Origin of the sequence: Nonomuraea sp. NPDC049625 (assembly GCF_040675285.1) — a bacterium.
GTDB classification, from domain to species: Bacteria; Actinomycetota; Actinomycetes; order Streptosporangiales; family Streptosporangiaceae; genus Nonomuraea; species Nonomuraea angiospora_A.
Genome location: NZ_JBFAOQ010000033.1, coordinates 53,731 through 79,848 on the forward strand (window position 1 = coordinate 53,731; position 26,118 = coordinate 79,848).

A 26,118-nucleotide genomic window follows, 5' to 3' on the forward strand; every position below is an offset into this window, starting at 1 on the left:
AATGGACAGGTGCAAGAAGAGACCCTCCGATCCGTCGTGGTGCTCGGCTCCACCGGCTCCGTCGGCACCCAGGCCCTCGATGTCATCGCCGCCAACCCCGGCGGCTTCAAGGTCGCCGGGCTGGCGGCGGGCGGCGGGCGGGTCGACCTGCTGGCCAGGCAGGCGGCGACGTTCGGCGTCGAGGTGGTCGCGGTGGCCGACGCGGCGGCCGTGCCCGAGCTGAAGGACGCGCTGTCCGCGCACGGCGCGAAGCCCACGGTGCTCGGCGGGCCCGAAGGGGTCGCGGAGGTGGCGGCCTGGCAGTGCGACACGGTGCTCAACGGCATCACCGGCGCGCTCGGGCTGACCTCCACCCTGGTCGCGCTGGAGGCGGGCAGGACCCTCGCGCTGGCCAACAAGGAGTCCCTGATCATCGGCGGCCCGCTGGTCAAGCGGCTCGCCAAGCCCGGCCAGATCCTCCCGGTCGACTCCGAGCACTCGGCGGTGCAGCAGTGCCTGTGGGCCTCGGGCCCCGACGGCTACGACCCCGACAGCGTCAAGCAGCTCGTGATCACCGCGAGCGGCGGGCCGTTCCGGGGGATGAAGCGCGAGGAGATGTTCGGCGTCACACCCGAGATGGCGCTGGCCCACCCCACCTGGTCGATGGGCCCGGTCATCACGATCAACTCCGCCACCCTGGTCAACAAGGGGCTGGAGGTCATCGAGGCGCACCTGCTGTTCGACTTGGGTTTCGACCGCATTGAGGTCGTGGTCCACCCGCAGTCGATCATCCACTCCATGGTGGAATACGTCGACGGCTCGACCGTGGCCCAGGCCAGCCCGCCCGACATGCGGCTGCCGATCGCGCTCGCGCTCAGCCACCCCCGCCGCATCCCGGGTGCGGCACGCGCCATCGACTGGACCAAGGCGCACACGTGGACGTTCGAACCCCTCGACGACGTCGCGTTCCCCTCCGTCGCGCTGGCCAGGCACGTCGGCGGCGAGGGCGGCACCGCGCCCGCCGTCTACAACGCGGCCAACGAGGCGTGCCTCGACGCGTTCATGCGGGGCGAGCTGCCGTTCCTGGCGATCGTCGACACCGTGGCCAAGGTGGTCGAGGAGCACCAGGTCACCCCGGCCGACTCGGTCGAGGAGGTGCTCGCGGCCGACGCCTGGGCCCGGGCCCGCGCGATCGAGCTGTCCCGCTGACTACCTAGACTGGAAACCGTCGTCACAGTAAGGGTTGAAATGTCTTCTGTAGCTCTCGGCATCCCGACGGTCCGTCCCAAGCCGCTCGCCGAACGCCGACACTCCCGCCAGATCATGGTCGGCAGCGTCCCCGTGGGCGGCGACGCACCCGTCTCGGTGCAGTCGATGACGACCACGGTGACCGCCGACATCAACGCCACGTTGCAGCAGATCGCGGAGCTCACGGCGTCCGGCTGCCAGATCGTACGCGTGGCCGTGCCGTCCCAGGACGACGCCGACGCGCTGCCGATCATCGCCAAGAAGTCGCAGATCCCGGTCATCGCCGACATCCACTTCCAGCCGAAGTACGTCTTCGCCGCCATCGAGGCGGGCTGCGCGGCGGTTCGGGTCAACCCCGGCAACATCAAGAAATTTGACGACAAGGTGGGCGAGATCGCCCGGGCGGCGGCCGACCACGGGGTGCCGATCCGCATCGGCGTCAACGCCGGGTCGCTCGACCCGCGCCTGCTCCAGAAGTACGGCAAGGCCACGCCCGAGGCCCTGGTGGAGTCGGCGCTCTGGGAGTGCTCGCTGTTCGAGGAGCACGGGTTCCGCGACATCAAGATCTCGGTCAAGCACAACGACCCGGTCGTGATGATCAACGCGTACCGGCTGCTCGCCGCCAAGTGCGACTACCCGCTCCACCTGGGCGTCACCGAGGCCGGCCCCGCCTTCCAGGGGACCATCAAGTCCTCCGTCGCCTTCGGCGCGCTGCTGGCGGAGGGCATCGGCGACACGATCCGCGTCTCCCTCTCCGCGCCTCCGGTGGAGGAGGTCAAGGTCGGCACCCAGATCCTGGAGTCGCTCGGGCTGCGCGAGCGCGGCCTGGAGATCGTCTCCTGCCCGTCCTGCGGCCGGGCCCAGGTGGACGTCTACACCCTCGCCGACCAGGTGCACGCCGGCCTGGAGGGCCTGAAGGTGCCGCTGCGGGTGGCCGTGATGGGCTGCGTCGTCAACGGCCCCGGGGAGGCCCGGGAGGCGGACCTGGGGGTGGCCTCGGGCAACGGCAAGGGGCAGATCTTCGTCAAGGGCGAGGTCATCAAGACGGTGCCGGAGTCGCAGATCGTGGAGACCCTGATCGAGGAGGCGCTCCGGCTGGCCGAGGAGATGGGCGTCGACGTCGACCTCGACGACGACTCCGGCCCCCAGGTCATCGTCAGCTGACCCACCGCCCCTCACCCCGCCGTGGTGGCCCGCCACATTCCCGGCGCGCCACCACACGGGGTCACACCCCTGAGACCGGCCTAACCCCACGTCCCGAGCACGCGGCTCCTGAGCCGCACGCCGCCGCCGTGGGGCACGCCGTCGCACCCGGAGAGCCACCCAACCCCGCGTCCCGAGCACGCGACCCGCTGAGTCGCACACCGGCACCTCAAGGGCGCTGCTCGCGTTGCGCCGAGCCCCACCGTCCCGCTGCGGGCCGCACCGACGCCTTCGTGGCGTGGTGCGCCACCTCCGCAGCCGGTCCATCGCCGCCTTCGGGGCAGCCGTCGACGCCAGCGGCCAGCGCAACGCCTCGCCGCGCGCAACCGCTCCGTCACACCCCCGAGAGCCGCCCATCCCGACGCTCCGGGCAGACGACCCGCCGAGTCACAGCCGCCGCCCGCGCTAGAGGGTCAGGCCCGTGAGCACCATGACCTTCTCGTACGTGAGGTCCTCCATCGCCGAGTGGAGACCCTCGCGTCCGATCCCCGAGTCCTTCACCCCGCCGTACGGCATCTGGTCGGCCCGGTACGAGGGGACGTCGCCGATGATCACGCCGCCCACCTCCAGCTCCCGGTTCGCCCGGAAGGCGGCGTCCAGGGAGCGGGTGAACACCCCGGCCTGCAGGCCGTACTTCGAGTCGTTGACCATCGCGTAGGCCTCGTCGATCGAGGCGGCGCGCTGGAGGATCATGACGGGGCCGAAGACCTCCTCGCACGCCACCTTGGCGTCGTGCGGGACGTCGGCGAGCACGGTCGGGGCGATCGTGGCGCCCTCGCGGGTGCCGCCGGCCAGGACGCGGGCGCCCGCGGCGACGGCCTCCTCGACCCACTGCTCCACGCGCTTCGCGGCGGCCTCCGAGACCAGCGGGCCCACCTGGGTCTTCTCGTCCGCCGGGTCACCGGTGACGAGGCCGGAGACGGCCGGGAGGAGGCGCTCGACGAAGGCGTCGTACACGGGCTGCTCGACGATGACCCGCTGCACGGCGATGCAGCTCTGGCCGGCCTGGTAGTTGGAGAAGAGGGCGATGCGCTGCGCGGCCCAGTCGAGATCGGCGTCGGACAGCACGACGGCGGCGGCGTTGCCACCGAGTTCGAGCGTCACGTGCTTGCGCGGTACCTGGTCGGCGATGGCGTACCCGACGGGCGCGGAGCCCGTGAACGACACCACGGGGAGCCGGGGGTCCTGGACGAGCGCGGAGGCGCGCTCGTTCTCGATCGGCAGCACCGAGAACATCCCCGCGGGCAGGTCCGTCTCCGCCAGGATCTCGCCGAGCACGAGCGAGGAGAGCGGCGTGGCGGGGGCGGGCTTGACGATGACGGGGGCGCCGACGGCGATGGCGGGGGCGACCTTGTGGGCGACCAGGTTCAGCGGGAAGTTGAACGGGGTGATCGCCAGGACGGGCCCGTAAGGGACGCGCGAGACGTACGCCAGCCGCCCGGCAGCGGCGGGCTCGGTGTCGAGCCGCTGCACGTCGCCGGACCAGCGGCGGGCCTCCTCGGCGGCGAACCGGAACGTGGCGACGGCGCGGTTGACCTCGCCGCGCGCCCAGAAGATCGGCTTGCCGTTCTCGGCCGTGATCAGGTGGGCGATCTCGTCGGCCCGCTCGGCGAGCCGGCGCGACACGTGGGCCAGCGCCTCGGCCCGCACGTGCACGGGCAGCGCGGCGGCCTCCCGCGCCACCGCGTGCGCGGTCGCGATGGCCTCTTCGACCTGGGCATCTGTCGGTACGGAGTGCCGCCCGACCACGCGGCCGTCATCGGGGTTGGTCACAGTGAGCTCGGAGTCCCCGGTCGCGGCGCGGCCGGCCAGCCAGAAGGTACGCACGTCCATACACATGACGTTATGCCAAGCTGGAGATGGGGATTTACACCATGGTGCACAAGACTCCCACCAGGGCTCACCGTTAAGTACAAGCTCCCTGGTATACCCATGATGTAACAGAAGTAGACCCAATTCGGGATGTTTACCATGCGGAGTGGTTTGAGCGATCTCCGCCATGGCTAAGTCATCGTTTGCGGGTCTCCAGCGCGGCGGGCCCCCGATCTGAGAAAGGCGTGGGCCCCGTGACCGAACAGCGTGAGGTCACAAGGACGCATAGCTGCTCCTTGGCTGCAAAGGAGGCCTCATGAGTTCGGCCCCGCTGGGGCTGCAAGGCGCCTACCTGCTGGGTGAGCGCGCCACCCACGACGAACTTCGCTCCCGTCTCCTCGACGTGGCGGTGAACCTCCTCGAGAGCGACGGGCCGGAGAGCCTGACCATGCGCCGGATCGCGGCCGAGGCGGGATGCACGACGACCGTCATCTACACGATGTTCGGCAACAGGGAAGGGTTGGCGGAGGCGCTCTACCTGGAGGGGTTCGAGCGGTTTCGACGCTTTCTGGAGGCGGTGCCGACGCGGCGCAACCCGTTCGAGCACCTGAGCGCGCTCGGGCCCGCGTACCGCCAGGCGTGCCTGTCGGAGCCCGGTTACTACAGCCTGATGTTCGAGCGGGCGATCCCCGGTTTCGAACCCAGCGAGCGCGCCAGGACCCTGGCCCGCGCCGCCCTGAACATCCTCGACCGGGTGATCGCCGACTGCATCTCCGCCGGCTACCTGGTCCCGACCCAGCCCCGCAAGATCGCGGACGCGCTGTGGGCGGCGGCCCAGGGGGCCATCAGCTTGGAACGCGCCGGTCACCTGCGCGACGGGCGCACGTACGAAGCGGTGACGACGGCGACCATCTGCTGCTACCGGGTGGAGAAGCAGGATTAGCGCGTCATCGGCGGACGGCTTCGAGCGCGAGCCACAGCTCGGCGCGCACGCCCGGATCGTCGAGGTCACGGCCCAGCAGCTCGGTGACACGTTTCATGCGGTAACGCAGGGTGTGGCGGTGCACGCCGAGCCGCTGCGCCGCCGCGTCCCAGTGGCCGTTGCTGTCGAGGTACGCGCGTAGCGACTCGACCAGGTCGGCCCGGGACCCGTACGCGGTGAGCGGGGCCAGCAGCGCGGCGGCGAACGCCTGGGCGGCGGCCCGGTCGAGCAGCCCGAGCAGCCCCTGCCCGGCCAGCTCCCCGAACTTCACCACCCGGCCGAGCCCCTTCCCCGGTGCCGCCGCCAGGGCGCGCCTCGCCTGGTCCAGCGCGCCGTTCAGGCCCTCGGGGGCGTAACCGCACGGCAGGCTCACGCCCACCGGCGCGTCCGCCTCCAGCGCCACCTTCTCCGCCACGGTGTCGGGCACGAGGGCGACGGCCAGCGGATGCTCCCCCGAGGAGGCGAGCAGCGCCGCGAACGCGAGCGGCTCCAGCGCCTCCAGCGCGTCGGCGCCCGCCGCCAGCACCGCCAGCGGCTCCTCAGGGAGCCGCCCGCCGAGCGGCCCCAGCACCGCCCGCGCCTGCTCCCCCGCGCCCGACAGCAGCAGCTCCAGTACGGCGGAGCGGGCCCGCCGCGCGGCCTCCAGCTGGGTCCTGCCCTGCTCCAGCGCCAAGGTGAGCAGGGACCCCGCGGCGTTGATCACCGTGTGGGTGACGGGCGAGAAGGGCCGGCCGGCCCCGACGGCGAAGAAGCCGCGCGGCCGCGCACCGCCGCCCAGCGGCTGCACCACGATGTGCTCCCCCGGCCCCGACAACGCCAGGCTCGCGGGCAGCAGCCCACCACCGCCGGGCTCCGGGAGGCGGGGCTCAGGGGGGCGGGTGGCGGTGCGGAGGCGGGAGAGCTCGGAGACGACGGCGTCCGTGTCGGCCCCGCGCGTGGCATGGCGGACCTCGCCCGCCTCGTCCAGCAGCGCGGCCCACCCCCCGACCTCCTTGGCGAGCCGGTCGATCACCGCGTGCATGCCCTCCGGCCGGAGCGCCGCCCGCGTCAGGCGACCCTGGGCGGCGAAGGCGCGGCTGATCTCGTCGTACTGCTCGGCCGCCAGCAGCTCGCTGACCCCCTTGCCGATCGCGATGAACGGGGTCTCGCGCGGCACCTCGAACAGCGGCAGCCCCGCCTCCTCGGCGGCGGTCACCAGGGCCGGGGGCACCTCCTCGTGCGAGACGCCGACCCCGAAGCCCAGCCCGGCGACGCCGCGGGCCACGAGGCGGGCGACATACTGGGACTGGTCGCCTTCCATCCGCATGCCCGTGGTGAGGAGGAGTTCCCCGCCCTCCAGGTACGGCGTCGGGTCCGCGAGCTCGCTGACCGCCACCCAGCGCACCGCGGCGTCCAGCACGCCGCGGGCCCCATGGCCGGGAATTCCGGCCACCGGCCGGAGCCTCATGCGGCGTACGACGGTCCGGAGCGTAGGTGGCATGCGAAATTTGTCCATTCCGGCAAAGACGACCACCTTCAGTGTGACATATCGACGTATCGGCGCAGGTGGGAGCCCGCCGTAGCGTCGAATCATGAGCATTCCCCAGGAGCGGCGCGTCGTGACCGCGATCCCAGGCCCCAAGTCGCAGGAATTGCTGGCCCGCAAGCAGGCCGCCGTCCCGCCCGGCATCGGCACCACGCTGCCGGTCTTCGTCACCCGCGCCGGCGGCGGCGTGGTGCAGGACGCCGACGGGAACTCGCTGATCGACTTCGGTTCCGGCATCGCCGTGACCAACGTGGGCAACGCCGCGCCCAAGGTCGTCGAACGCGTCCAGAAGCAGGTCGCCGACTTCACCCATACCTGTTTCATGGTGACCCCGTACGAGTCGTACGTCCGGGTGTGCGAGAGGCTCAACGAGCTGACCCCGGGTGAGCACGAGAAGCGCACGTTCCTGGTGAACTCGGGCGCCGAGGCCGTGGAGAACGCGGTAAAGATCGCCAGGCACGCGACGGGCAGGCAGGCCGTCGTCGTGTTCGACCACGGCTACCACGGCCGCACGCTGCTCACGATGACGCTGACGGCCAAGAACATGCCGTACAAGCACGGCTTCGGCCCCTTCGCGCCCGAGGTGTACCGGGTGCCGCTGGCGTACCCGTACCGCTGGCCCACCGGCCCCGAGAACTGCGCCGAGGAGGCCGCGGCGCAGGCTATCGACATGATCACCAAGCAGATCGGCCCGGGCAACGTGGCCGCCGTGGTGATCGAGCCGATCGCGGGCGAGGGCGGGTTCATCGAGCCGGCCAGGGGCTTCCTGCCGCGCATCGCGGAGTTCTGCAAGGCCAACGGCATCGTGTTCGTGGCCGACGAGGTGCAGACCGGCTTCGCCAGGACGGGCGACCTGTTCGCCTGCGAGGACGAGGGCGTCGTACCGGACATCATCACCACGGCCAAGGGCATCGCGGGCGGCCTGCCGCTGGCCGCCGTGACCGGGCGCGCGGAGATCATGGACAAGGTGCATGCCGGCGGCCTCGGCGGCACGTACGGCGGCAACCCCCTGGCCTGCGAGGCCGCGCTCGGCGTGCTGGAGACCATCGAGGAGGAGGACCTCGTCGCGAAGGCCCGCCGGATCGGCGAGATCATGATCCCCCGCCTCAAGGCCCTGCAGGACCGCTTCGACGTGATCGGCGACGTCCGCGGCCGGGGCGCGATGATCGCGATCGAGCTGGTCGAGCCGGGCACCAAGGAGCCGAACCCCACCGCCGTCCAGGAGGTCGTCAAGCGCTGCCACGCCGAGGGCCTGCTGGTCCTGACCGCGGGCACGTACGGGAACGTCCTGCGCTTCCTGCCCCCGCTCGTCATCCCCGAGCACCTTCTTGAGGAGGGCCTCGGAATCCTGGAGAAGGCGATCGCGGAACTCTAGAACAAACCCCATCAATCGGGCATCCGGCTTGCGGCTGGATGTCCGATTTTGTGGTGTAAGTGGCGTCACTCGGGTAGAGAATTCACCCTGACTTGACGCTCAGCAGGACACTCACGGCCACGGTCAGGGTTATAACGGTTCCGGTATACGGATGGGCGATGACTGCAGGAAGCATGATGAGCTGGAGTCCGACCAGAACGGCGCGGAGTATGTTGACGTTCGACCCTGAAGGCCTGACCTGGGCCCAGCGCGAGGGCGACGCCTGCGTCGTCTGTCACAAGAGATGGCCGCGACCCCGCGTGCGCGTGGGGCGCCTGCCCGACGACTCGTCGGTCCTGGCCTGTGGCGACTGCGCCGAGGCCCTTCTGCCCACACCCAAGTCGACCGTGGTGGCCTTCCCGTCCCGCTGAGCGAGCGCGCTCTGACGAGACGCCCCGGGACGGGGGGGAAGGCCCGGGGCGTCCCTAGCAGGCCGCGCCCAGGGGGGAACGGGCGCGCCCGCGGCACTGTCACAGGGGGATCGGCCGCCCGCCTCATTTGGCGAGCTTCTGCCACCTATCCAGCCAAGTGAGATAATCCGTACATTCCCCATCTTCCGCCCGGCAATCCCCGGGCGGCCGTACGGCGAAAGCGACCCGGTCGAGCTTCTTGCCTCTCCCGTACAGGTCGCACATCGGCTTGGCCCGCCCCTTGCACGCCTTGGCGTTGGCCGGGGCCAACCCCACCCAGGCGGCGGCGTCGCGCTGCGCGTTCGCCGCGGTCACCCAGTTGAGCCACCGGTAGGCGCAGGTGGAGTCGGGGACGTTCGCGCCGAGCATCCAGGAGTCCACCCACCCGGTCGTCTCGGGCGTCTGGAGCGCCTTGACCGGCTTCCCGGCCTTCTGCAGGAGCAGGCGGTAGTACGGGGTGGCCTGGGCGTAGTCGAGCGACCCGGTCGCGAACCCCTGCACCAGGTCGATCGGGCTGCCCCAGTACGTGCGCGCCTTGCCCTGCTCGAGCAGCCCCACCGCGCGGTCGAGCTGGTCCTTGGTCAGCTCGTACGGGTCCTTCGCCGAGCCGTCGGCCAGCGCGGCGTCGGCGATCGTCAGCGGGCTGTCCTTGAGCGCCACCCGATCGGAGGCGAACGCCTGCTGGAGATCGCCCTTGACCTTGGTCGAGTCGTAGATGAACTCGTGATAGCCCCACAGGTACGGGACCCCGTACACCTTGCCGGACACGGTGGACATGTCGCGGAAGCGCTTGTCGATGTCGTCGTAGCCGCTCACCTTGGCCGGGTCGATGGGCTGCGCCTGCTTGTCCTCGATCAGCTTGGCGGCCAGCACGGGCCCGGCGGAGATGATGTCGTACGCCCGCTGGCGGGAGAAGTCCTCCATCTCCTTCGCGCTCTGCACGGTGTCGAGCTTGGCGATCCGGCAGCCGGTCTCCTTCTCGAAGTTGCCGACCCAGTTGACCTTGGGGCTGGTGCCGCCGTACTCGGCGTAACCGCGGTAGGTGAGGATCTGGAGCGTGCCGTCGCTCTGCGTCGCGCTCGGCGTGGGGGTGGGGCTGGAGCTGGGAGTACGCGTGGGGGTGGGGGTCGGACGGGCCGCGCCCATGCCGGCGATCAGCGCCGACGCGGCGAGCGCCAGGGCATAACCACGACGACGACGATTCACGATGTCCCCCCTGTCCCCATGTGCTGGGTCCGTGTGCTGGAGCTTACCGGGGAGTGGGGCGGGAGGGACGCTCGTCCCGCCCGCCCCGGGCGTGGCACGCCTACTTGTTCGTGGGGAAGCCGAGGTTCACGCCGCCGTGCGAGGGGTCGAGCCAGCGCGAGGTGACGACCTTGCCGCGGGTGTAGAAGTGCACGCCCTCGGTACCGTGCACGTGGGTGTCGCCGAAGAGCGAGGACTTCCAGCCGCCGAAGCTGTAGAAGGCCATCGGCACCGGGATGGGCACGTTGATGCCGACCATGCCGACCTCGACCTCGTTCTGGAAGCGCCTGGCCGCGCCGCCGTCGTTGGTGAAGATCGCGGTGCCGTTGCCGTACAGGCCGCCGTTGATGATCTCCAGGCCCTCCTCGTACGAGGACACCCGCACGATCGACAGGACCGGCCCGAAGATCTCGTCCGTGTGCGTCTGCGAGCCCGGCCGGACGTGGTCCAGCACGGTCGGGCCGAGCCAGAAGCCGGGCGTCTCCGCGGCCTTGCCGCCGCCGAGCACGGCCGACTCGCGGCCGTCCACGACCAGCTTCGCGCCCTCCTCGACGCCGAGGTCGAGGTAGGAGGCGACCTTGTCGCGGTGCACCTCGGTGACGAGCGGCCCCATCTGGGACTTCGGGTCGTCGCCGGGGCCGATCACCAGCTGGTCCACCCGCTCGACGATCTTCTGGACGAGCTCGTCGCCGATCGGGTCCACGGCCAGCACGACGGAGATCGCCATGCACCGCTCCCCCGCCGAGCCGAACCCCGCCGACACCGCCGAGTCCGCCACCAGGTCGAGGTCGGCGTCCGGGAGCACGAGCATGTGGTTCTTGGCGCCGCCGAGGGCCTGCACGCGCTTGCCGTGCGCGGTGCCGGTCTCGTAGACGTACCTGGCGATCGGGGTGGAGCCGACGAACGACACGGCGCGCACGTCGGGGTGCTCCAGCAGCCGGTCCACGGCGACCTTGTCGCCCTGCACGACGTTGAAGACGCCGTCGGGCAGCCCGGCCTCCTTCCAGAGCCGCGCCATGAGCAGCGAGGCCGACGGGTCCTTCTCCGACGGCTTGAGCACGAAGGCGTTCCCGCAGGCGATCGCGACCGGGTACATCCACATCGGCACCATGGCCGGGAAGTTGAACGGCGTGATGCCGGCCACGACGCCCAGCGGCTGGCGGATCGAGTAGGAGTCGACCCTGGTCGAGACGCCCTCGGAGAAGCCGCCCTTGAGCAGGTGGGGGATCCCGCAGGCGAACTCCACGACCTCCAGGCCGCGGGCCACCTCGCCGAGCGCGTCGGAGTGGACCTTGCCGTGCTCGGCGGAGATCAGCGCGGCCAGCTCGTCGCGGTGCGCGTACATGAGCTCGCGGAAGCGGAACAGCACCTGCGCCCGCTTGACCAGCGACGCGTCCCGCCAGGCGGGGAAGGCCGCGACGGCGGCGGCCACGGCCGCGTCCACATCGGCCGCGGAGGCCAGCGCCACGTGGCCGCTGACCTCCCCGGTCGCGGGGTTGAAGAGCTCGGCGGCGCGGGAGTCCCCGTCCACTAGCGCTCCGTTGATCCAGTGCTTGACGGACTTCACTGAGCTGCTGCCTCTGCGTTGATGGTTTCCAGAGCGGTCACGATGATGCCGAGACCCTCGACGGCCTCGTCCACCGTAAGGGTCAGCGGCGGGGCCATGCGGATGGCGGTCCCGTACAGGCCGCCCTTGCCCGCCAGCAGGCCCGCCTTCTTGGTCTCCTCCATGAAGCGGGCGGCCTGGGCGGGGCTCTCCAGCTCGACGGCGAACATCAGGCCCTTGCCGCGCACGCTCCTGACCACGGGCAGGCGCTTGGCGGCCTCCTTGAGGCCGCCGATGATGATCTCCCCCGTACGTGCGGCGTTGGCCTGCAGGTCGCGGTCGAGCACGTAGTCGAGGGTGGCGTTGGCGGCGGCCATGGAGATCGGGTTGCCGCCGAACGTGGCCAGGCCCACGGCGTGCGGGGCGTCCATCAGGTCGCCGCGCGCCACGATGCCGCCGACGGCGAAGCCGTTGCCCAGACCCTTGGCGAAGGTCATCATGTCGGGGGTCACGCCGTGGTTGCCGATGCCGAAGAACGAGCTGCCCGTACGGCCCCAGCCGGTCTGCACCTCGTCCGAGATGAACAGGATGCCCTGCTCGTCCAGGACCTCCTTGTACGCGGCGAACAGCCCGTCGGGGGCCATCGTGAACCCGCCCACACCCTGGATCGGCTCGGCGATCAGCGCCGCCACGTCGTTGGAGACCGCGGTGGCCAGCACGTGGCGCAGGTCGTCCACGCACGCCTGGATGTAGTCGGCGTCCGACATGCCCTTGAACTGCGCGAGATGCCGGTCGGCGCCGTGCAGGAAGGTCACGTTGAGCGGGGAGAGCGAGTTGTTCTTCCAGGAGCGGTTGGAGGTGACGCCGATCGTGCCGAAGCTGCGCCCGTGGTAGCTCTGCCGCATGGCGAGCACCTGGTCGGTCTTGCGCGCGTACGTGGCCAGAAGCAGGGCGGTCTCGTTGGCCTCGGTGCCGGAGTTGGTGAAGAAGACCTTGGCGTCGGGGATGCCGGAGACCCGCGCGATCTTCTCGGCCAGCTCGATCTGGCCGCGCAGCAGGTAGACGGTGCTGGTGTGCACCACGCCGGTGGCGATCTGGCGCTCGACGGCCTCGCGCACCTCGGGCACGTCGTACCCGATCATGTTGGTCAGGATTCCGGCGAAGAAGTCCAGGTAGCTCTTGCCGTCTGCGTCGATGACACGGTTGCCCTTGCCGCTGACGATCTCGATGGGGTCGTTGTAGTTGAGGGCCAGCCAGTTGGGCATGACTGCCCGATGGCGCGCGAGTAGCTCCGACATGTTACCGAGTATCCCTTTTCTTCTCCCCGGCCCCGCGCTACAACGTGTCGGGGGAGGGAAAAATCCACTTACACCCTGCAAACTACCTGGACTTCCCCAAGAGCCGCCCCTTAGGGGATGTCCCGTCCGCCTGGCGATGTACGCGGCACGCGGCCACTACGCCGCCGGAGGCACCGCGAATGACCACTGGCGGGCGACGACCGGGGCCACAGGAGTCGGCCACCATCGGATCATCCCGAGAACGAAGGAGACATCGAGATGACCGTCACCGTCGACCACCGCCCCGAAGCGCCCGCCGGCCCGCCCAAGCTCGACCGCGAGCAGCTCCGCCGGGCCCAGCAGGACACGCTGGACACCCCGCGCATGAAGTACAGCCTGCTGGCCAAGATGATGTTCAAGCCCGTGGACATCATGTACGGCAAGCAGGGCTCGTACACGAAGTTCGCCATGCTGGAGATCATCGCCCGGGTGCCGTACCAGGCGTGGGAGCGGATGGGCTACTGGGCCGTGCACCACCATCGGGGCCGCTCGGCCCTGGCCAGACGGATCTTCGAGCGGATCGTGGAGGCTCGCGCCGACCAGGACAACGAGCAGTGGCACCTGCTGATCCTGCAGGACCTGGTGCAGCGCACCGGCCAGCGGCAGACCTGGCTGCTGCACCGGGCCGCCCCCTGGCTGATCGCGTTCTTCTACTACCACGTGTCCTGGGTGCTGTTCCTGGTCAGGCCGGACTGGAGCTACCGGCTGAACGCGGAGTTCGAGGACCACGCCGAGCACGAGTACATGACGTTCGTGGCCGAGAACCCTGAGCTGGACTTCGTGCCCGACCCCGGCACGTACGCCGCCGAGTACGGCCGCTACCGCTCGGTGGCCGACCTGCTCCGGCAGATCGGCCACGACGAGCGCACCCACAAGCTCGACAGCCTGGAGAGCATGCGCGAGCCCCGTGTCCGCTAAACCTTCACTGGTTCCGGGGCTGCCGCGGCCGGGCGCAGCACGCCCACGGCGAGCAGCGCGGCGGCCACGCAGAACGCGGCCCCGACCCACGAGCCCAGGTGCATGGCCGACGTGAACGCCTGGTTGCCGGCCTCGGCGAAGCCCGACAGATGCGCGCCGCCGATCGACTCCCTGGCGGCGGCGGGCAGGCCGGCCGGCATCTGCGAGGTGTACTGCCCGGCCAGCACGCTGCCCAGGACCGCGATGCTCATCGCCATGCCGACCTGCTGGACGGTGTCGTTGAGCGCCGACCCGACGCCGGCGTGCTCCATGGGGATGGCGCTCATGAGCGAGGAGTACGCGGACGGCCCGGCCAGCCCGCCGCCGATGCCCATGATCACCAGCCCGGTCAGGAGCGGGAGGTATCCGGTGGTCGTGGCCATGACGACGAACCCGCCGGCCATCACCAGCAGGCCGGTCCCGATCAGCACCCGGTTGCTGGCCTTCTTGCCCAGGCCGGCGCCCACGCCGTTGAAGATCGCGGCGGCCACGCCGTAGGGGAGCATGGCCAGACCGGCCTGCATCTCCTTGTAGCCCAGCACGAACTGCAGGTACTGGGTCAGCATGAGCATCACGGCGCCCGCGCCGAAGGCCATGAGCAGGATCGAGAACGACGCGCCGCTGAAGTTGCGGTTGGCGAACAGGTGCAGGGGCAGCATCGGCTGCGCCTGCTTGCGCTCCCAGACCACGAAGCCGCCGAGGGCGAGGACCGCGATCGCGATGCCGATCACGTTCCACTCGCGCTCGATGATGACGTACACGGCCGCCGTCAGGCCGACCGTCGACAGCACCACGCCCACCGGGTCGATCTTCCGCCCGCTGCTGCGGCTCTCGGGCATGAGCACGACTGCCGCCACGATGGCGATCGCCGCGATGGGGATGTTCACCAGGAAGACCGAGCCCCACCAGTAGTGCTGCAGCATGAGGCCGCCCAGGGTGGGGCCCGACACCATGCCGACCAGGGCCACCGCGCTCCAGGAGGCCATCGCCTTGCGCCGCTCCGTCTCGTCGAAGACGGTCATCAGGATCGACAGCGTCGAGGGCATGACCAGCGATCCGCCGATGCCCATCAGCGCGCGAGCGGCGATGAGCTGCCAGGGCTCGGTGACGAGCACGGCCAGCAGCGACGCGCCGCCGAAGAAGGCCAGGCCGACGATCAGGAACAGGCGGCGGCCGTACTTGTCGGACAGGCTGCCCGAGGTGAGCAGCAGACCGGCGTAGGCCAGCACGTACGCGTCGATGATCCATTGGATGTCCGACGGCGTCGCGCCCATTTCCTCGTTCAGCGAGGGGATGGCGAGGTTGAGAACGGTGTTGTCGACGACAAGCACCAGAAGCGCCAAGCAGAGTACGACGAGAATCCACCAGCGGCGGGGGTCTCGTACAGTGTTCGAGTCCACTCGCACAGCGTACGATGGACTGCGTACAGCAGTCCATCGCAATAACGCGAAGCGGATTACGACAACCCTCGTACAGTGTGCGAGTGGATTTATCCTTGGAGGATGACCGGCAAGCAGTTCGCCTCCGTATGGCTTCGCGAGCCGCGCAAGACCGCGAGCCCGGGGCGCAGCCGTGACGAGATCGTCCGCGCCGCGATCGAGATCCTCGACGCGGAGGGCCTCGACGGGCTCAGCATGCGCAAGCTGGGCGCCAAGCTGAGCGCGGGCGCCACCAGCATCTATTGGTACGTCGCCCACAAGGACGAGCTCCTGGAGCTGGTCTACGACCAGGTGTGGGGCGAGATGAGCATGCCCGAGCCGGAGGACGTCGGCTGGCGCGACGCGGCCTCGGCCTTGGCCTACAGCATGCGCTCCGTGATCCTGCGCCACCCGTGGTCGGCCGACCTCCTCGGCCGCATGCCCGCGCTCGGCCCCAACGCCATCCAGGTCGCCGACCGGATGCGCCGGATGTTCAAGCTGGCCGGGTTCGCGGGGATGGACGTCGACTACGCCGGCAGCACGCTCACCGCCTACATCTACGGCATGACCATCCCCGAGGTCGCCTGGAACTCCGCCATGGGCGAGCACGAGTACGACCCCGCCGAGATGAAGGAGATGGTCACCAGGGCGGTCAAGGACTATCCGGACATGCTGGAGCGCATGGACATGACCGCCTACGACGATCCCCAGACCCTCCGCCAGGTGGCCTTCGACTTCGGGCTCATGTCGGTGCTCGACGGCCTTGAGCGGCGGCTGCCGACGTAGCAGGATCCCGGCATGAGCGATTTCCGTGCCGCCCGCGATTTCCTCCTCGACGCCGACGCCGCCACCGCCCGCCGCGACTTCCGCTGGCCGGAGCTCGAGGAGTTCAACTGGGCGCTCGACTGGTTCGACGGGGTGCTGGCCGCCGAGACCCCCGACGCCGTCGCTCTCAAGATCGTGGGAGCGAGCACCGCCCGCTACACGTTCGCCGAGCTGTCCGCCCGCTCCGGCCAGGTCGCCAACTGGCTGCACCGCCAGGGCGTGCGCCGGGGCGACCGGGTCCTGCTCATGCTGGGCAACCAGGCCGAGCTGTGGGAGTCGCTGCTGGCCGCGATGAAGCTGGGCGCGGTCATCATCCCGGCAACGACGCTGCTGACCGCCAAGGACATCTCGGAGCGCATCGTCAGGGGCGGCGTCGCCCATGTGATCGCCAACGCCGCCGACGCGGGCAAGTTCGGGGCCGGCGAATACACGAAGATCGCCGTCGGCGACGCCTACAACTGGCTGCCGTACCACGAGGCGTACGAGGAGGACCCGCTCTTCGTCCCCGACGCGCCGACGCGGGCCGACGACACGCTGCTGCTCTACTTCACCTCCGGCACGACCTCGCAGCCGAAGCTGGTCGAGCACACGCACGCGTCCTATCCGGCCGGGCACCTGTCGACGATGTTCTGGATCGGGCTGAAGCCGGGCGACGTGCACCTCAACGTCTCCTCGCCCGGATGGGCCAAGCACGCCTGGAGCAACGTCTTCGCCCCCTGGAACGCGGGCGCCAGCGTGCTGATCCACGACTACCACCGCTTCTCCGCGCCCGCGCTGCTGGAGGTGCTGCGGGACGAGCGGGTCACCACGTTCTGCGCGCCGCCGACGGTGTGGCGGATGCTCATCCAGGAGGATCTCGCCGGGTGGCGGGTGCCGCTGCGCACGGCCGTGGCCGCCGGCGAACCGCTCAACCCGGAGATCATCGACCAGGTCGCCAAGGCGTGGGGCATCACGATCCGGGACGGCTACGGCCAGACCGAGACCACCGCGCAGATCGGGAACGCGCCGGACGAGCCGGTCAAGCCCGGATCGATGGGACGTCCGCTGCCCGGCTACGACGTCGTGCTGATCGACCCCGTCAGCGGCAGGCCCGGGGACGACGGCGAGATCTGCCTGCCGCTGGACGCCCGCCGCCCCATGGGCCTCATGTCCGGATATGTCGGTGGGCTGAGTGATGCGATGCGCGGTGGTTTCTACCACACCGGCGACGTCGCCACCCGCGACGAGGACGGCTACATCACCTACGTCGGCCGGACCGACGACGTCTTCAAGGCCTCCGACTACCGCATCTCGCCGTTCGAGCTGGAGAGCGTGCTGCTGGAGCACGCCGCCGTGGCCGAGGCCGCCGTGGTGCCCGCCCCCGATCCGGTACGCCTGGCCGTACCGAAGGCCTATGTCACGCTCGCGCCCGGGTTCGAGCCGGACGAGGCGACCGCACGCTCGATCTTCGAGCACTGCCGCAGAGAACTGGCCCCCTACAAGCGGGTGCGACGGCTGGAATTCGCCGAGCTGCCCAAGACGATCTCCGGCAAGATCCGCCGGGTCGAGCTGCGGGTGCGGGAACCTCGCCAGGAGTACCGGGAGGAGGACCTCAGCGCGTGACAAAGCGTAAATGGGAGCATGGCCGTTCTTACAGAACGATCGGCTAGGCTCTGCCCCGTGTTGCCCACCATCGCCGATGTCCTCGCACTGGAGACCGTACGCCGGGGCAGCCCGCGCGTGGTCGCGGGCGCCGACCGGCTCGACACCAGGGTCCGGTGGGTGCACGTCGGCGAGATCGCCGACCTCGCCCACCTGCTGCGCGGCGGCGAGCTGGTGCTCACCACGGGCGTGGCGCTGCCCGAAGACCCGGAGAAGCTCGCCGACTACATCGGCGACCTCGCCTCCGTGGGCGCCTCGGGGTTGATCGTCGAGCTGGGCCGCAGGTTCGTCAAGGAGCTGCCGCCCGCCGTGGTCAAGAAGGCCGAGGAGCACGGGCTGCCGCTCATCGTGCTGGCCCGCGAGACGCCGTTCGTGCAGATCACCGAGTCCGTGCACGCGCGGATCATCGACATCCAGCTGGAGGAGTTGCGGGCCTCCGAGCAGCTCCACGAGGTCTTCACCGAGCTGTCGGTCGAGGGCGCCTCGCCCGCCGAGGTGCTGGCGCAGGTGGCCAGGCTGTCCAACCGGCCCGTGCTGCTGGAGAACCTCGCCCACCAGGTGCTGGCCTGCGAGTCCGCCGGGCGCGACGCGGGCGCGCTGCTGGCCGGCTGGGAGGCCAGGTCCAGGGGCGTGGCCCCGGCCGAGCGGACCGCGTACGACGCCGCGTCCGGATGGGTGGTCACCACGGTGGGGGCGCGCGGGCAGGACTGGGGCCGGCTGATCCTGATCTGCGACTCGGCGCCGACGCCGCGCGACATGGTGCTGGCCGAGCGCGCCGCCACCACGCTCGCCCTGGGCCGCCTGCTCGAACGCCACCAGGAGTCCCTCGAACGCCAGGCGCACGGCACGATCATCACCGGCATCCTGACCCACGCCTACGCCGACCCCGACGAGGCCGCCGCCCGCGCCAGGGCCGTCGGCGTGCCCCTCACGGGACGCAAGCTGATCAGCGTGGTCATCAGGCCCACCGAGCCGGCCGATCAGGCACTCGACGGCCAGGCCCAGCTCGGCGAGCTGGCCGAGGCCACCGCCGCCGCCTGCCGCGACGCCCGCCTGCCCGCCCTCGTCGGCGCCCTCGACCAGGAACGCGTCGGGGTCCTGCTGCCCCTCCCGCCCCGCACGCAGGCCGAGCCCGCGCTGACCGCGCTCGCCGAGCGGCTGCGCGTGCTGTGGCGGCCGGGCGGGCTCGCGTTCGTGCTGGCGGCGGGCTCGGTCGTGGAGTCCATCAGGGACGTACGGCGCAGCTTCCTGGAGGCCGAGCAGGTGGCAGACGTGGCCGTCCGCCAGCCGGACGGGCGCGCCTTCTACCGGCTGCCCGACCTGCGCCTGCGGGGGCTGCTGCACCTGCTGCGCGACGACGCCCGGCTGCAGACGTTCGCGGAGCGGGAGCTGGGGCCGCTGCTGGCGCACGACGCCCAGCGGGGCGGCGACCTGACCCGGATCCTGCGCATCTACCTCGACGCGGGGCGCAACAAAGCGGTCGCCGCGCAGAAGGCCCACCTGTCCAGGCCCGCCTTCTACGACCGCCTGCGCCGCCTCGAACGCGTCCTCGACACCGATCTGGACGACGTCGAGTCCTGCATGTCACTCCACGTCGCGCTCCTGGCCCTGGAGTCCTTCCGCCGCGAACCCCGCTGACCGCCCCGGGCGCCTAGCGTCGCATTCGTGCCCCTCTTCTTCAACGCCGTGGAGGCCGCGGCGCACCGGCTGTCGATCGTGCCTCCGATGCTCGACTACTTCGGCGTCCTGGGCCTGCACGCGCTCGTCGCGGCGGCCAGGACGGGCGTCTTCGACGCCCTGCGCGAGCGGCCGTCCACCGGCGCCGAGCTCGCCGCCACGCTCGGCCTGGACGCCCGCTCCTCGGACATGCTGTTACGCTCCCTGGCCGGGCTCGGCTACCTGCGGGTCCGCGGCGGCCGCTACCGCCTGACCCGCGCCTCACGACTGTGGTTCACGACGGACTCGCCACAGTCCCTGGTGGCGGGGCTGGAGTTCTGGGAACGTACGGCGTGCGTCATCTGGCCCCGGTTGGAGAAGGCGGTGCGCGACGGGGCGCCCGCCACGCCCTTCTACGAGCTGCTGGAAGGCGATCCCGAGCTGTCCCGGTCGTTCCAGGCGTGGACGGCGGCGCTGGCCGGACGGCAGGCTCCGGCGATGGCCAGGGCCGTCCCGGTGCCGCGCGCCGCCCGCCGGGTCCTGGACGTCGGCGGCGGCCACGGCCGGTTCAGCCTGGAGCTGCTGCGGCGGCACCCCCGGCTCCACGCCACCGTGCTGGACCTGCCGCAGGCGCTCCAGGCCACCGCCGCCCATCCCCGGCTGAGCGTGCGTGCCGGGTCGTTCCTGGACGGCGACCTGGGTGACGGGTACGACATCGCGCTGCTGTTCAACGTCGTGCACGGGCTGGAGGACGCGCAGGCCGCCACTCTCCTGGGGCGGGTGGCCGCGGCCCTCAACCCGGGCGGGATGGTCGTGGTGGGCGACCAGTTCGGGGACAGCGTCATGCCCGGCCGGGCCAGCCGCGCCCTGCTGCACCTGCTGGACCTGAACTACCTGGTCACGGCCGGCGGCAGGGTGCGCGGCTTCCGGGAGATGTCGGAGCTGCTGCGGGCGGCGGGCTTCCGCGCACCCCGGCACCGCCGCCCCCTCCGCTCCGTCCCCACCGAACTGGCCCTGGCCTCACTCCCCACCCACCGGCCGCGCTGAGCACCCGCCGCCACCCGCCACCGCCCGCCGCCGCGAACCCCGCTAGAAGCCCATCGCCGCCCGTACCTCGTCCAGTGTCATGATCGCCCGCTCTCTCGCCGCCGCGTTCCCCGCGGTCAGGATCTGCCGCACCTCCTCCTCGGTGTGCTCGGCGCGGCGCTTCCTGATCGGCCGCAGGAACTCGTTGACCGCCTCGGTGGCCAGCCTCTTGAGCGCGGACGCGCCCCCGTCCCCGATCTCCTCCGCGATGTCCTGCGGCGAGCGGCCGAGGCAGAGGCCGGCCAGGGTGAGGAGGTTCGCCACCTCGGGCCGGTGCGTCTCGTCGAAGGTGATCAGCCGCTCGGAGTCGGTGCGGGCCTTGCGGATGAGGGCGGCCGTCTCGTCCTCGGTGGCCGACAGGGCGATGGCGTTGCCGCGGCTCTTGCTCATCTTGCCGCCGTCGAGCCCCTGCAGCATCGGCCGTTCGCCCATCATGGCCTCGGGCTCCGGGAACACCTCGCCGTAGCGCTCGTTGAAGCGGCGCGCCACCAGCCGCGTCACCTCCACGTGCGGGAGCTGGTCCTTGCCCACGGGCACCAGCGTGCCCTTGCAGAACAGGATGTCGGCCGCCTGGTGCACCGGATAGGTGAACATCAGGCCGCTGACCGCCCGCTGCGAGCTGTGCGCGATCTCGTCCTTGACCGTGGGGTTGCGGTGCAGCTCGGAGACCGACACCAGGCTCAGGAAGGGCAGCAGCAGCTGGTTCAGCTCGGGGACGGCGCTGTGCTGGAAGATCGTCACCTTGGCCGGGTCGATGCCCACCGCCAGATAGTCGAGCAGCAGCTCGGTGATGTTGCGTTGGATCGCGCCGGGTAGATCGCGATCGGTGATCACCTGGTAGTCGGCGATCAGCACGTACATCGGGAACTTGTCCTGCAACGCGACGCGGTTGGCCAGCGAGCCGAAGTAATGGCCCAGATGCAGCGATCCGGTCGGACGGTCACCGGTGAGTACGACGTCGTTCATTTCGGTCTCTCTCTTTCAGGTCACGCCGTCTCGGAGAGGACCGCACGCTTGGAGGGCCGTCTCGAAGACGGCCCGTGCATGAGGAAATCAGCGGCCGTCTGTCGGCCGCCACCACATGCTGATGCGTGTCATACGCGAAGTGTATCCGTTTGCGGTGTCAATCTCGTAACCTCTTTTACCGTTTCGCGTGTTCGCCTGCCCCGGCGACCATGATCTCGCCAGTATGGTGCGGTCCCTTTTCCGCCCTCTGGAGAATTCATGTCTCGACGCACCCTCGCCGGTGGCCTGGCCATAGCCGCCGCGCTCTCCCTCACCACCCTGCCCGCCGCGGCGGAGCAGGCGTCGGTGCGGTTCCCGTCGGCCAAGTTCCCGCTGGGCAGCAGGCCCGTGCCGACCAAGACGATGACCGCCGTCGCGCAGGGCATCGACATGTACGACGTGAAGGCCGGCTCGGCGACCGACGGCTACACGGTGACCGTGTTGATGCCGAGCGGCCGCGACTACGGAATGCAGACGACCGCCGACGCCAAGGCCGCCGAAGTGGAGGCCGCCGGCGAGACCCCCAGCGTGCAGAAGGTGGTACGGCCGAGCGTCGCCGACGCCGCCTCCCAGACCGTGTACATGGTCCGGGTCGGCCTCTGGTCCCTCGACGACAAGAAGAAGGCCGAGGAGACCGCCAAGAAGCTCAAGGAAGCGGGGCTGAAGGTCAAGGTCGACTACCTCGGCGACGACGGGCTCAAGACCACCGGTCCCTGGGACGTCAAGGTCGTGATGATCGACGCCGGGGCGTTCGGCGGCTCGTTCGCGGCCTCGCTCGGCACCAGCGTGGCCAAGCGGGAGACCGTCTCGTCGATGGCCAAGGCCCAGAACGCGCTGGTCGGCGTCAACGGCGGCTTCTTCAACATCCACACCGACAAGGCCCTGCGCGGCGAGCCCGTCGGCGCGTCCGTGGTCAAGGGCAAGCTGCTCAGCGAGGCCGTCCCCGGCCGCTCGGCCGTCGTGCTCAAGGGTCGTACTGCCAAGATCACCGAGCTGAAGACCACCGTCACCGCCACCTCCCAGGACGGCCAGAAGACCGAGGTCAACGGCGTCAACCGGGCCGTCACGACGGACGAGCTGGTGCTGTACACCGAGGAGTGGGGCGCCAAGACGCCCGCCGGCGGGACCGACGCCGTCCTCGACGCCAACGGCAAGGTCGTCGGCCTGCGCGAGTCGGGCACCGCGGTGGCCGCCGGGACGCGGGTGCTGCACGGCAACGGCCTGGCCGCCGACTGGCTCAACGAGCACGCCTTCCAGGACTGGACGGTCAAGGTCGACACCAAGGTCGTGGACCTGCGTACCGACAAGGCGCTCGCGCTGACCCCGGACCTCAACGTGATCGCGGGCAGCGTCGGCCTCGTGCGGAACGGCAAGGTGAAGATCACCGCCAAGCAGGACGGCCACGACTCCGTCAACATGATCCTGCGCCGCCACCCGCGCACCCTCCTCGGCACCACGAGGAACGGCAGCCTCATCATCGCCACCATCGACGGCCGAAACCCGGGCGTGACCGTGGGGGCGAACTTCCTCGAGGCCGCCCAGTTCATGCGGTGGCTGGGTGCCACGCAGGCCATCAACCTGGACGGGGGCGGCTCGACGGCCATGGTGGTCGGCAACAAGCTGATCAACCGGCCCTCGGACGGCGTGGAGCGCGGCGTCGGCGACGCCCTCCTGGTCCTGCCCAAGTAACACACCAGGCCCGAACGGACCGCAGCCGTGCCACCAGCCCCTGGTGCACGGCTGCACCCCACCTACCCGGGCACCTTCGCCGCTGCGGCCGGCCGATAACGCACGTTCACGACCCGACGCGACGTCACCTCCACCGGCGAGGCACGGCCGCGCCCGCCCACGTGGGCACCTTCGCCGCTGCAGCGGGCCGGAAACGGACCTTCACGACCCGACGCGAGATCACCTCCACCGATGAGGCACGGCCGCGCCCACCTGCTCGAGGGCCTTCGCCGTTGCGTCTGGCCGGCAGCGCACGTTCACGGCCGAGGCGAGCTCGTCTTCGCCGTTGCGGCGGGCCGGTAGCGGACGTTCACGACCGACGCGGGGTCGGCTTCACCGAGCCGGTGGAGGCGAATCGGCTCGGCACCGGGGTTGTCGTACAGCCGGATGCCCTCACCCAGCAGGACCGGCGCGATGTGCAGGTCGATCTCGTCGATCAGCCCCAGTTCAAGCAGCTGACGGCCGATGGTCGGCGAGAACACCTCGAGGTTCTTGCCCCCGGCCGCCTCCAGAGCGATCCGCACCGCCTCGGCCGGCTCGCAGCTCAGGAACGTGACTCCGTCGGTGGGCGTCGCGTCCTCCGGGTGATGGGTGAGCACGAAGAGCGGCCCCTTCCAGGCGCCACCGTAGATGCCGCTGGGATCCGGGTAATGGTCCCAGCCGTCTCGACCGCCCAGCACGGCGCCCGTGGTCTCGACGTACTCATCGACCAGGTCCGGCCGGAACGAGGTCCCGGCCATCCAGCCCATCTCATGGTTCGGCCCCGCCACGAACCCGTCCAGCGACATCGTGAAGTGCCAGAGCACCTTTCCGCCCGCGGTCTGCGGCTCGGTGTCGCTCATTCGTTGCCTCCTGCATCTGATTGCGATTTGCAACCGGTAATCTCACGCTAGGCCACCTGGTGGTAGATTGCAACCAGTTCGGAGGTGAGGAGCGAGTTGGCGGAGTCGGCGCGTTCTGGTTGTCCGATCAATGCCGCGGTCGAGGCGTTCGGTGACAGCTGGAGCCTGCTCGTGCTGCGGGACGTGATGTTCGGGAGCCGGCGCTACTTCCGGGAGTTGCTCGCCGGCTCCGAGGAGGGGATCGCCTCCAACATCCTGGCCGACCGGCTGAAGCGCCTGGTGAACGCGGGCCTGCTGACCCGCGAGGACGCGGGCCCCGGACGGCGGGCCGCCTACAGCCTGACCGAGGCGTCCATCCAGCTGGTCCCGACCTTCGCGCAGCTCGGCGAGTGGGGGCTGCGCCACCGCCCCACCACGAAGCGGCTGCGGGTGCGAGCGGAGCTGCTCGCGGCCGGCGGACCGGAGCTGTGGAACGAGTTCATGGCCGAGCTCCGGACCATCCACCTCGGCGCCCCGCCGCCGGAACGGAACGGCCCAAGCGTCATGGAACGCCTCGCCAAGGCCTACACCGACGCGCTCTGACGCCTTGAACGGGAATCAGACACAACGCCGCCGTGCTCTGACGCCCTACATGGAGTCGGACGCGACGCCATGCCCGTCGCTTGAGAGGTACACAGCCGCGCAACGACCATGACGCCATGCGCGGCATCGGCGTGCGCTATGCGAGCGTCGACGTGCGCTGGGTAAGCGTCGACATTCGCCGTGCGGGCAATGACATCCGCTGTGCGGACGTGGAGGCGCGACGTGCAGGCGCTGACATCCGCCGCGCAGACGCCAACATGCGCCGTGCGCACGTGAACGCGCGACGTGCGGGCATGGACGGGCAACGTGCAGGCGCTGGCATCCGCCGGGCAGCCACCGATATGCGCCGTGCGGGCGTGGACGCGTGACATGCGGTCGGATCTTAAGCGTCCACCGGCAGACCCATGTCCGGTTTCACGGCCTTCATTGCAAGGTGCGACGTCACCTGCGCCACCCCCGGCAGCCCGGAGAGGGTCTCGGAGTAGAAGCGCTCGTACGCCGCCAGATCCGCCACCGCCACCCGCAGCAGGAAGTCCGGATCGCCGAACAGCCGGTGCGCCTCCACCACCTCCGGCATCCCCGCCACCAGCCGCTCGAACTCCGCCACCGTGTCGTGATCCTCATACCTCATCACCACGGTGGCGAACGCCTGGAACCCCCGGCCCACCGCGTCCCCTTCGACCAGCGCCCGGTAGCCGCGGATTACGCCGGACTCCTCCAACTGCCGCACCCGGCGCAGGCACGGCGACGGTGTGAGCCCGACCCGGTCAGCCAGCTCGGTGTTGCTCAGCCGCCCGTCCCGCTGCAGCTCCTGGAGGATCCTGCGGTCAATCCTGTCCACAGCGCAATATCCTGCCACTCCGCCGCCCGAAGCAGCACGAACAGACCATCGCGTGCCAACCCTCCTTGACTACCGTCCCACAAGGAGGTGGTTCTCATGGAAACCCGGCTGCTGGTGCTCTTCCTCGGCATGGACCTGCTGCTGATCTGCACGCCGGGCCCCGACATGCTCTACGTCATGGCCCGCTCGCTCGGCCAGGGCCGCCGCACCGGCCTCACGGCGGTGGCGGGGATCTGCTCGGGCTACACCGTGCACACGGTCCTGGCCGCCGCCGGCCTCGCCGCCGCACTTCGCGCGGTCCCCGCCGCATTGCCCGCGATGCGGTACGCCGGCGCTGCATATCTGGTCTTCCTGGCGATCAAGACCCTGGCGTCGCTCAGGAACCCCGCCACCCCGGTCCCGGGCGCGACCCCGCAGCCCACGGGCAGGGTGTTGCGACAGAGCATGCTCACGGCCTTGCTCAACCCGAAGGGAGTGCTGCTCTACTTGTCGCTGATGCCCCAGTTCATCTCCACGGAGACAGGCGTCCCTCTGGGCCTTCAACTCGCCGTACTCGGCCTGCTCCATGTCGCGAACTGCGCCGTCCTATACGGCCTGCTCGCCCTGGCCACGGCACGGGCCAGCCACGCCCTGACCCGGACCCCGAAGGCCGCCCGCCGGATCTCGGCCGTCTCCGGCACGATGCTCCTGGTGGTCGCGGCCGCCACGCTAGGCACCCATTGAACACAAAAAAAGGGGGTTCGACGCACAAGGCGTCGAACCCCCTCAAAGATTGTCCGGCGGCGACCTACTCTCCCACACCCTCCCGAGTGCAGTACCATCGGCGCAGAGAAGCT

The 26,118-nt window shown here is 70.4% G+C and carries 23 protein-coding genes; 14 read left to right on the forward strand and 9 right to left on the reverse strand.

Annotation, left to right across the window (positions count from 1 at the left end; all coding sequences use genetic code 11):
* Window positions 1–9: 9 nt before the first annotated feature.
* Together dxr and ispG are read left to right on the forward strand one after the other, a co-directional pair.
* Window positions 10–1,188: a 1-deoxy-D-xylulose-5-phosphate reductoisomerase gene (gene dxr / locus AB0J87_RS61380; RefSeq protein ID WP_363984855.1), complete on the forward strand. Its 1,179-nt coding sequence runs from the start codon at window positions 10–12 to the stop codon at window positions 1,186–1,188.
* A 39-nt stretch (window positions 1,189–1,227) separates the two neighbouring features.
* Window positions 1,228–2,391: a flavodoxin-dependent (E)-4-hydroxy-3-methylbut-2-enyl-diphosphate synthase gene (gene ispG, locus AB0J87_RS61385; protein WP_363984857.1), complete on the forward strand. Its 1,164-nt coding sequence runs from the start codon at window positions 1,228–1,230 to the stop codon at window positions 2,389–2,391.
* A 444-nt stretch (window positions 2,392–2,835) separates the two neighbouring features.
* Here the strand turns inward: ispG and AB0J87_RS61390 are convergent, their stop codons facing one another.
* A complete protein-coding gene (locus AB0J87_RS61390) occupies window positions 2,836–4,263 on the reverse strand; it encodes an aldehyde dehydrogenase family protein (RefSeq protein WP_363984859.1) in 1,428 nt (475 codons plus the stop codon).
* Window positions 4,264–4,558: 295 nt separating this feature from the next.
* On the opposite strand from AB0J87_RS61390, the gene AB0J87_RS61395 reads away from it, so the two are divergent.
* Window positions 4,559–5,185, forward strand: coding sequence for a TetR/AcrR family transcriptional regulator (locus AB0J87_RS61395; protein WP_357734809.1), 627 nt, complete (start codon window positions 4,559–4,561; stop codon window positions 5,183–5,185).
* A 4-nt stretch (window positions 5,186–5,189) separates the two neighbouring features.
* Here the strand turns inward: AB0J87_RS61395 and AB0J87_RS61400 are convergent, their stop codons facing one another.
* The gene (locus AB0J87_RS61400; protein WP_363984861.1) at window positions 5,190–6,704 is read right to left on the reverse strand and encodes a PucR family transcriptional regulator; all 1,515 of its coding nucleotides are present in this window, start codon (window positions 6,702–6,704) and stop codon (window positions 5,190–5,192) included.
* Between the two features lie 91 nt (window positions 6,705–6,795).
* On the opposite strand from AB0J87_RS61400, the gene gabT reads away from it, so the two are divergent.
* The gene (gene gabT / locus AB0J87_RS61405) at window positions 6,796–8,124 is read left to right on the forward strand and encodes a 4-aminobutyrate--2-oxoglutarate transaminase (protein WP_363984863.1); all 1,329 of its coding nucleotides are present in this window, start codon (window positions 6,796–6,798) and stop codon (window positions 8,122–8,124) included.
* 209 nt (window positions 8,125–8,333) lie between these two features.
* Entirely contained in the window at window positions 8,334–8,534 is a 201-nt protein-coding gene (locus AB0J87_RS61410) for a hypothetical protein (RefSeq protein ID WP_350724384.1), read from the forward strand.
* 123 nt (window positions 8,535–8,657) lie between these two features.
* On the opposite strand, the gene AB0J87_RS61415 is transcribed toward AB0J87_RS61410, so the two are convergent.
* The 3 genes from AB0J87_RS61415 to AB0J87_RS61425 all read right to left on the reverse strand — a co-directional run bounded on the left by AB0J87_RS61415 (window position 8,658) and on the right by AB0J87_RS61425 (window position 12,662).
* Entirely contained in the window at window positions 8,658–9,779 is a 1,122-nt protein-coding gene (locus tag AB0J87_RS61415) for an extracellular solute-binding protein (protein WP_363984866.1), read from the reverse strand.
* Between the two features lie 100 nt (window positions 9,780–9,879).
* Window positions 9,880–11,385, reverse strand: coding sequence for a CoA-acylating methylmalonate-semialdehyde dehydrogenase (locus AB0J87_RS61420; protein WP_363984868.1), 1,506 nt, complete (start codon window positions 11,383–11,385; stop codon window positions 9,880–9,882).
* Window positions 11,382–12,662: an aspartate aminotransferase family protein gene (locus tag AB0J87_RS61425; RefSeq protein ID WP_363984869.1), complete on the reverse strand. Its 1,281-nt coding sequence runs from the start codon at window positions 12,660–12,662 to the stop codon at window positions 11,382–11,384. The genes AB0J87_RS61420 and AB0J87_RS61425 overlap by 4 nt, the downstream gene beginning before the upstream one ends.
* A gap of 258 nt (window positions 12,663–12,920) precedes the next feature.
* Between AB0J87_RS61425 and AB0J87_RS61430 the strand changes: the two genes are divergently transcribed.
* Window positions 12,921–13,619, forward strand: a complete 699-nt coding sequence (locus AB0J87_RS61430) for an alternative oxidase (RefSeq protein ID WP_350724376.1) — start codon at window positions 12,921–12,923, stop codon at window positions 13,617–13,619.
* On the opposite strand, the gene AB0J87_RS61435 is transcribed toward AB0J87_RS61430, so the two are convergent.
* Window positions 13,616–15,001, reverse strand: coding sequence for an MFS transporter (locus AB0J87_RS61435; protein ID WP_363984871.1), 1,386 nt, complete (start codon window positions 14,999–15,001; stop codon window positions 13,616–13,618). The genes AB0J87_RS61430 and AB0J87_RS61435 overlap by 4 nt on opposite strands.
* A gap of 159 nt (window positions 15,002–15,160) precedes the next feature.
* Here AB0J87_RS61435 and AB0J87_RS61440 point away from each other — a divergent pair, with 159 nt between their 5' ends.
* The 4 genes from AB0J87_RS61440 to AB0J87_RS61455 are packed head-to-tail and all read left to right on the forward strand — an operon-like array spanning window position 15,161 to window position 20,245.
* Window positions 15,161–15,862 (forward strand): TetR/AcrR family transcriptional regulator, encoded by a 702-nt coding sequence (locus AB0J87_RS61440; protein WP_363984873.1) that lies wholly within the window; start codon window positions 15,161–15,163, stop codon window positions 15,860–15,862.
* A 12-nt stretch (window positions 15,863–15,874) separates the two neighbouring features.
* Window positions 15,875–17,503 carry an AMP-binding protein gene (locus AB0J87_RS61445; RefSeq protein ID WP_363984875.1) on the forward strand — a complete coding sequence of 543 codons (1,629 nt, stop codon included), beginning with the start codon at window positions 15,875–15,877 and terminating at the stop codon, window positions 17,501–17,503.
* Window positions 17,504–17,560: 57 nt separating this feature from the next.
* Entirely contained in the window at window positions 17,561–19,180 is a 1,620-nt protein-coding gene (locus tag AB0J87_RS61450) for a PucR family transcriptional regulator ligand-binding domain-containing protein (protein WP_363984877.1), read from the forward strand.
* Between the two features lie 27 nt (window positions 19,181–19,207).
* Window positions 19,208–20,245, forward strand: coding sequence for a methyltransferase (locus AB0J87_RS61455; RefSeq protein WP_363984879.1), 1,038 nt, complete (start codon window positions 19,208–19,210; stop codon window positions 20,243–20,245).
* 42 nt (window positions 20,246–20,287) lie between these two features.
* On the opposite strand, the gene trpS is transcribed toward AB0J87_RS61455, so the two are convergent.
* On the reverse strand, window positions 20,288–21,250 hold the full coding sequence (gene trpS, locus AB0J87_RS61460; RefSeq protein ID WP_363984881.1) for a tryptophan--tRNA ligase: 963 nt from the start codon (window positions 21,248–21,250) through the stop codon (window positions 20,288–20,290).
* A 258-nt stretch (window positions 21,251–21,508) separates the two neighbouring features.
* On the opposite strand from trpS, the gene AB0J87_RS61465 reads away from it, so the two are divergent.
* Window positions 21,509–22,978 (forward strand): phosphodiester glycosidase family protein, encoded by a 1,470-nt coding sequence (locus tag AB0J87_RS61465; RefSeq protein WP_363984883.1) that lies wholly within the window; start codon window positions 21,509–21,511, stop codon window positions 22,976–22,978.
* A 296-nt stretch (window positions 22,979–23,274) separates the two neighbouring features.
* Here AB0J87_RS61465 and AB0J87_RS61470 read toward each other — a convergent pair whose 3' ends face one another.
* On the reverse strand, window positions 23,275–23,859 hold the full coding sequence (locus tag AB0J87_RS61470) for a dihydrofolate reductase family protein (RefSeq protein WP_363984885.1): 585 nt from the start codon (window positions 23,857–23,859) through the stop codon (window positions 23,275–23,277).
* Between the two features lie 84 nt (window positions 23,860–23,943).
* On the opposite strand from AB0J87_RS61470, the gene AB0J87_RS61475 reads away from it, so the two are divergent.
* Together AB0J87_RS61475 and AB0J87_RS61480 are read left to right on the forward strand one after the other, a co-directional pair.
* Window positions 23,944–24,441 carry a helix-turn-helix domain-containing protein gene (locus tag AB0J87_RS61475; RefSeq protein WP_363984887.1) on the forward strand — a complete coding sequence of 166 codons (498 nt, stop codon included), beginning with the start codon at window positions 23,944–23,946 and terminating at the stop codon, window positions 24,439–24,441.
* Between the two features lie 116 nt (window positions 24,442–24,557).
* Window positions 24,558–24,809, forward strand: a complete 252-nt coding sequence (locus tag AB0J87_RS61480; protein WP_363984889.1) for a hypothetical protein — start codon at window positions 24,558–24,560, stop codon at window positions 24,807–24,809.
* A gap of 14 nt (window positions 24,810–24,823) precedes the next feature.
* On the opposite strand, the gene AB0J87_RS61485 is transcribed toward AB0J87_RS61480, so the two are convergent.
* Window positions 24,824–25,282: an Lrp/AsnC family transcriptional regulator gene (locus tag AB0J87_RS61485; RefSeq protein WP_363984891.1), complete on the reverse strand. Its 459-nt coding sequence runs from the start codon at window positions 25,280–25,282 to the stop codon at window positions 24,824–24,826.
* Window positions 25,283–25,378: 96 nt separating this feature from the next.
* Here AB0J87_RS61485 and AB0J87_RS61490 point away from each other — a divergent pair, with 96 nt between their 5' ends.
* The gene (locus AB0J87_RS61490) at window positions 25,379–26,005 is read left to right on the forward strand and encodes a LysE family translocator (RefSeq protein ID WP_363984893.1); all 627 of its coding nucleotides are present in this window, start codon (window positions 25,379–25,381) and stop codon (window positions 26,003–26,005) included.
* Window positions 26,006–26,118 lie beyond the last annotated feature (113 nt).